The 4,562-nt window shown below is 42.9% G+C and carries 4 protein-coding genes and 1 pseudogene; all 5 read right to left on the minus strand.

Annotation, left to right across the window (positions count from 1 at the left end; translation table 11 throughout):
- Nucleotides 1-242: 242 nt before the first annotated feature.
- Nucleotides 243-1,265: an IS30 family transposase gene (locus EKM90_RS12585; protein WP_125572578.1), complete on the minus strand. Its 1,023-nt coding sequence runs from the start codon at nucleotides 1,263-1,265 to the stop codon at nucleotides 243-245.
- Between the two features lie 207 nt (nucleotides 1,266-1,472).
- Complete coding sequence (locus EKM90_RS12590) at nucleotides 1,473-1,646, minus strand: cysteine-rich KTR domain-containing protein (RefSeq protein ID WP_002779755.1); 174 nt, start codon at nucleotides 1,644-1,646, stop codon at nucleotides 1,473-1,475.
- Nucleotides 1,647-1,697: 51 nt separating this feature from the next.
- Nucleotides 1,698-3,617: a tetracycline resistance ribosomal protection protein Tet(O) gene (tet(O), locus tag EKM90_RS12595; protein ID WP_125583147.1), complete on the minus strand. Its 1,920-nt coding sequence runs from the start codon at nucleotides 3,615-3,617 to the stop codon at nucleotides 1,698-1,700.
- A gap of 366 nt (nucleotides 3,618-3,983) precedes the next feature.
- Nucleotides 3,984-4,358, minus strand: coding sequence for a TnpV protein (locus EKM90_RS12600; RefSeq protein WP_001129922.1), 375 nt, complete (start codon nucleotides 4,356-4,358; stop codon nucleotides 3,984-3,986).
- Nucleotides 4,298-4,562, minus strand: a pseudogene (locus tag EKM90_RS13325) (hypothetical protein); the annotation flags it as partial. The pseudogene EKM90_RS13325 and the gene EKM90_RS12600, both read right to left, overlap by 61 nt.

Raw genomic sequence — 4,562 nt, forward strand, 5'->3', positions numbered from 1 at the left:
AGATGGTGTGAAGCCTCGCTTTCGTGATGGTTTTCGTTGACTCAACCTTAGCATATAGGCGCACCCAATGGGTGAAACACCAAAGCAGCGCAGTCCCGTGTGAATCGTGGGATTGCGCTGCTTTTTTGAAATTCTATGAATAATCCAGGACAAAATAACCCACCCGAATATCGTTTTTTTTATTTCCTCAATTGTCAAATCAAGCGCAACACTTTTTAACCGATTCTTGTTAGCGGTATAGGTCATGCCATGTTGGGGTAGTAATCACATGGTCGCAGCCAACCTAGTGAACGTCTTGGGCGGTGATTCAACGCTGACTGGACCGCCTGAATTTCCTCCAAGGTCACGCGTTTAAATGACTTGCCTTTAGGGAAGTACTCTCGCAAAAGGCCATTGGCATTCTCGTTTGATCCGCGCTCCCAAGGCGAGTATGGATGGGCAAAGTAGATCTTCGTTCCCGTCACGCTGGCTAACGATGAGAACTCTGAACCGTTGTCAAACGTGATGGAGTCGAACTCCTTGGCACCATAATCATCTATCGTTGCTTGAAGGGCGCGGCGACAGGTTTCCGCGTGATAGTCAGGTAGCTTGACGATAATCTCGGTTCGGGAGTATCGCTCCGTGAGTGTCATTAATGCTGGTTCGCTTTCAACTCGCTTTCCTTTGACCAGATCACCTTCCCAGTGACCGACTCCTAGCCGGCCGTCAACGGCCTTTGGCCGATTCTCAATCGACTCACCAAGGTTGTGCTTATTCATTCGAGCGTGGCGCAATCCCGGTCGTTTGACGCGACGCCTTAATTTGACGGGTAAGTCTAAGTTGGTAAGTGGGAGAAGACCCGCGTCAATGTACCGATAGACCGTTGGGGTTGATGGACACTTCAGGTGTGGGAAGCGCATCTGAAAGTCATGGACAAAACTATCAACGCTGTGAATGCGCGGACGCTGCTTTAACGCTTCGACCAGCTCCTTAAAGAAATAGTCACACCGCTCTAGCAATCCCTTGGCATGACTATTGACTCTGGCCTCTTCGTGCTTGCACTGAGCGGCGTCTGCAAAATACACAGGATGGATTCGGTGGTGTGAATCCATCTGATTAACGACACCTCGTTTTAACTCACGACTAATCGTGCTCTTACTGCGGTTCAGGTCTCCAGCAATTACACTTAGAGTTTTGCCCTGGGCGCACAGCACTTCAATTTTGCCTCGTTCATCGGAAGTGAGTTGGTGATAAGAGCGAGCGGTGGTACTCTGAGAGTGGGTCATGAAGATTCCTGCTTTCTTGTATGGTTTGGACGCTAACAAGAATAGGTCTTCATGACCTTTTTGTGCAAATTGGTCTGCTTTATCAGGTGTTGCACTTCGATTTTAAACCAGGGCGTTTTTTTTATTTGGTGAGTTTGTTCTTTCAAATACGAAACAAAAAGAGCCGATGATTCGTGAATTGTTCCACAATTTCATCGGCTCTGCGTCTTAAGCGTCTGGCTCTTTGATGACAGTTATCTTCAAGTTGTCAACTTTAATCAATCTTTCTTGTCTGCATTTTGGACAATAAAGGGGATAATTCTCCAAAACAGTGTCCTTCCTAATTTTATTACGGGTTTTGCTCCCACAAACAGGACACAATATCCATTCGCATTTCATCATAATTAGTCTCTAATCCTTTCAAATCTCATTTTATATGACTTTTGCAAGCTGTTAAGCTAACTTGTGGAACATATGCCGAACCTTATCTATACGGCTATTCGGGCGGCGGGGTTGGCAAATAAATTTACCAATAGCTGGCTGGTATCCTTTTAACTCTGTCAAGCAGACTCCCTGCCCATTTGTGAAATAAGTTAAATCGTTCCTGTATTCTTGAATACATCTAGCAGGGATTTCTCCTTTCAGAATGACCTCGTCATTCTTTATCTGAGTACTTACAATATCTGCACAATACCTTGGAGCATCATGATACGCCCGTGAGAGATATTCCTGCGGTGCATAAATTTCAAAGTGGAGATATGGCTCTAATAGTTCTGTCCCTGCTTTTTTTAAAGCCTGCTCCAATACGATAGGGGAAAGCAGCCGAAAGTCTGCGGGGGTACTTACAGGACTATAATACAATCCATATTCAAAACAGATTTTACAGTCTGTCACTTTCCATCCATACAGCCCCTGCTCGCAGCCATAAAGAACCCCCTCCATAACCGCATTTTGGAACGATTGATTTAAATATCCAAGTGAAACTCTGCTTTCATACTGCACTCCGCTTCCAATAGGGAGCGGCTCTATGGACAACCCGACAGAAGCCCAGAAAGGATTTGGCGGGACTTCTATGTGGATGGTATATTCTGCTTTTCTAAGCGGTCTTTCCATATATATAACAGTAGGCTCTTTTATTTCTGCCTCCACATGATATTTTTCCTCAAGGATGGCACAAATGACTTCCATCTGCACATTCCCCAAAAAAGAAAGTATAATCTCATGCGTTGTAGTATCCACATAATATTTTAAAAGAGGGTCGCCATCTGAAATTTCTGTAAGTGCCCCAAGCAATATTTCCCGCTGTTCAGGTTTCTTTACTGCAATCGTTGTTTGGAGCATAGGGAGAGGATTTTCAATAAATTTTCTCTGCGGCAACAGCATTTCGTTCCCCAAAATACTGTTTAGCTGCAAAACATCATTTGGTAAAATTACAATATCACCAGAGCAGGCTGTATCGGATGGATATAATTCACCGTTTGTCGGAACACACATCTCTGTGATTTTTATTTTCTCTTTTTCAGATATTCTAATAACATCCCTCAAATGCAATGTTCCGCTATATATACGCACATAAACAAAACGCCGCCTTTTCTCTGAATATTCAATCTTAAAAACCTGCCCGCATAATTCAGATTGACCTTCAGGCGTTGATGAATAAAATTTACTGGCAATCACTTCTATAAGCTGCCGAATCCCCAGATTGTTTTTAGCGCTTCCGTGATAAACGGGAAATAACGTTCCGTTTTGGAATCTCCTGTTTTCTTCCTGTTCCAGTTCTGACATTTTAAACGGTTTCCCTGACATATATTTCTCTAATAGTTCATCGTTTCCCATAATTACCGCATCCCACTGTTCCATATCGTCATTGTCCGTTACATTTATATGGGGATGCTGCCCAACCTTTTGCTTCACTATAATTTCCGAAGAAAGCTTTGCTTTCATTTCCCGATATACCATTGGCAAATCAATCCCCTCTTGGTCAATTTTATTGATGAAAAAGATTGTCGGAATCTTCATTGTCTGTAGTGCATGAAACAGTATACGGGTCTGTGCCTGTATGCCATCCTTTGCAGAAACTAATAATACTGCTCCGTCTAAAACGGATAAAGAACGGTATACTTCCGCCAAAAAATCCATATGGCCTGGCGTATCTATAATGTTGACTTTTACATCCTCCCACTGAAAAGATGTCACTGCTGTCTGGATAGTGATTCCCCTTTGACGCTCCAAATTCATTGTATCTGTCCTTGTTGTGCCTTCATCTACGCTCCCTAGTTCTGCAATTGCACCACTGGTATATAATAAACTTTCCGTTAATGTTGTCTTTCCTGCGTCAACGTGACCCAGAATGCCTAAGTTAATTATTTTCATGTGATTTTCCTCCTATCAACACCCAAAAAAGGGCATAAAAATACCCAGTGATAAATACTCCTATCACTGGGTAAATAACTCCAATAGCCCCAAAACACTTATATGTTTTCGGGCATATAAAATTACATGATAAAAGTATTCTTAAACTGGGTACAAAAAACTAAGCCCCATATTAAAAGTGAAACGGGACTGCTACTTTTTGTTCCCACTATCAAATTGACAGTTTATTTAAGAATACCTTGCCGCATATTTATTAACTCCTTGTATAAAACTGAATCTAATTATATTCCTTAACCCTTTATTTGTCAAGCTGACAAACTAAAGCAGAAAAAGCGGCAGGATTTCCCCCTGCCACTAATCATCTGTTTATGCAAAAATAATTTCCTTTTCCACAATCTCCCTCGCACAAGCCCTTATGTTATTGAGGCATCCTGTCCATTCTAAGGCGTTTTCTGCCTTTAGCTGTTCCGTTATGCCCTGTGCCTGTTTCATACCCTCTATGAGCCTTTCAAAGCGTTCCTGTGCCTGTCTGTTGATGTCGGCAAGGTAGGCGTTTAGCCTGCCGCTTGTAAGAAGATTGGTGTATGTAACTTTACGGTACTGTTTTAGATAATCTAAATGCCGTTGCCCCCAGATGCCTATTGCCTGTTCTTCTTCGGCGGGTACAGTTAAGCACGGTATCAAATAATCCCCTTGCCTTTCGTATTTGCCGCCCAGTTCCTCAAATAATGATTTTGCCATTGTCTGTTACCTCCACATTCTTTTTTATTTTGAATGTCCGCAAAATCCGTCCTACATCCATAGGCCATATAGTGAGCGTTGAAGGCGGACCGTTCTTGATTACCGAAAGTATCACAATGCGTTGAGTCTATATCCAGCACGAAGCGGGATTGACCACTAAGACGGAAAGCCAAGGCGGCTACTTGCCAGATAAGCTTCCGAAAG

It is taken from the genome of Lacticaseibacillus suibinensis (assembly GCF_003946175.1).
In the GTDB taxonomy this organism is placed as follows: Bacteria; Bacillota; Bacilli; order Lactobacillales; family Lactobacillaceae; genus Lacticaseibacillus; species Lacticaseibacillus suibinensis.

Bases quoted from the DNA above. Each gene is read 5' to 3' on its own strand.
- EKM90_RS12600 (WP_001129922.1), bottom strand. From the start codon at position 4,358: ATGGCAAAATCATTATTTGAGGAACTGGGCGGCAAATACGAAAGGCAA.
- EKM90_RS12585 (WP_125572578.1), bottom strand. From the start codon at position 1,265: ATGACCCACTCTCAGAGTACCACCGCTCGCTCTTATCACCAACTCACT.
- EKM90_RS12590 (WP_002779755.1), bottom strand. From the start codon at position 1,646: ATGATGAAATGCGAATGGATATTGTGTCCTGTTTGTGGGAGCAAAACC.